Annotated in this window: 2 protein-coding genes; both read right to left on the bottom strand. The window is 38.0% G+C overall.

Annotation, left to right across the window (positions count from 1 at the left end; translation table 11 throughout):
- The coding region (locus tag AC06OU_RS10960) for a hypothetical protein (RefSeq protein WP_475855765.1) at positions 1-247 on the bottom strand (247 nt) is incomplete at its 3' end.
- Between the two features lie 534 nt (positions 248-781).
- The coding region (locus AC06OU_RS10955; protein ID WP_475855764.1) for a M3 family metallopeptidase at positions 782-1,599 on the bottom strand (818 nt) is incomplete at its 5' end.

Here is a 1,599-nt window from a genome sequence, read left to right as displayed (position 1 = left end):
AATTAAGCTTATGTGCCATGTCATAAGCCTTTTTTATTCTGCCCTCAAGATGCGGATATTTGTCCAGGAAGGCCTTCCAGCCGGCTTTGTGCATGAACATATGTTCATCATGCGTTAAACAAAGCACATTCCAGGTTTCTTCTATATCCGCTTTGTCAGCGCCCCTAGATACAATATGTGCCTTTTCAAGATTTTCCGTTCTGCCGGACGCTTCGGAATAGACCGCCCTTTTATGCCAGTTACTCATACTGTCATTGTCATAAAGCTCTGTTGTCTGTAGCTTTGAGAATAATCTTATCGTTTTGCAAGATGCCGTGGAAAAATGCTGTTACTTTTGGCACTCTTTGAAATTCCCCTTATTCCATGCAGCTAAAGCGTTTTCCGGCGATTTCTGCTGTGTTGAACGCAAACCGCAATCATCGCAAACAACAAAAAAAATACTGGTCGTCATTGGTTTTGGGTAAATGATTTCAAGTAAAGTAGAAATATAAAATATTTCTTTATCAACTAATGAGTGCGTTAGTCAAAAGTAAAATGAACCAGGAGCAAGTATCCTAGCTCATTTTTATGTGTATTTAAGATTGAGGTTCCCTTTAACATCGACTTTAGTTTATATAATATATCATCCCGAAAAAACTAAAATTAGTAAACGTGTCAACCTAAGCCAAGGACAACTGCTTTGTGGTATATATATAAACAAAGCCCTAGAAATTTTACGAGTGGTAAAATTTCTAGGGCTTTTTAAATTGTAGCAATATTGTCCAGCTTACTTGTTCTTAGCTTACTTACTTTCGATTTCCTCTGTTAAGCTTTCAAGTTCATTAATAAGTGAACCAATATATGCAATTGTATCTCGGAGTGGTTCATCAGTTGTAATGTCCACACCAGCCATTTTAGCTAATTCTACTGGCGATTTAGTTCCACCAGCCTTTAATACTTCTAACCATTCGTCTACTGCCGGCTGTCCTTCGTTTAGTATACGTTTAGCAACCTGCGTGGAAATCGTTAATCCAGCGCTATATGTGTATGGATATAATCCCATAAAGTAGTGGGGCTGTCTCATCCATGTTAGCTCCGCTCCATCGGTAATCTCCACCGCATCACCCCAAAAATCTTCAAGCACTTCACGTTTATAAGTATTTAAAATTTCAGCATTTACATTTTGCCCTTGATCTACACGCTCATAAACTTTACGTTGATAAGCTGCTTCTAGTAAATGAGTAACAAAGTTATGATAATAGGTTCTAGCAACAATGGAAGATATTACCCAACGTTTAAATTTAGGGTCATCCGAACTTTTCAAAAGATGATTGGCAACTAACATTTCATTCATTGTAGAAGGCGCCTCGATAAAATATAAAGATGGACGAGAATTAAATAGATTTTGTTCTTGGTGTGCAAAATAGAAATGACCCGCATGACCAAGCTCGTGAGCGAGAACAAATACTTCATTCATTCGACTCGACCAGGATATTAAAATGTATGGGTGACTACCATATGGACTAGAACAGAAAGCGCCCGTGGATTTTCCTTCATTTTGTGCAAAGTCTACCCAGCGTTCCTTATAAGAGCGATCAACCATTTCTAAATACTTATCAC

This window comes from Psychrobacillus sp., assembly GCF_056205495.1.
Note: the sequence above shows the minus strand (reverse complement) of the source record. Positions and strands in the feature narration are given on the sequence as shown.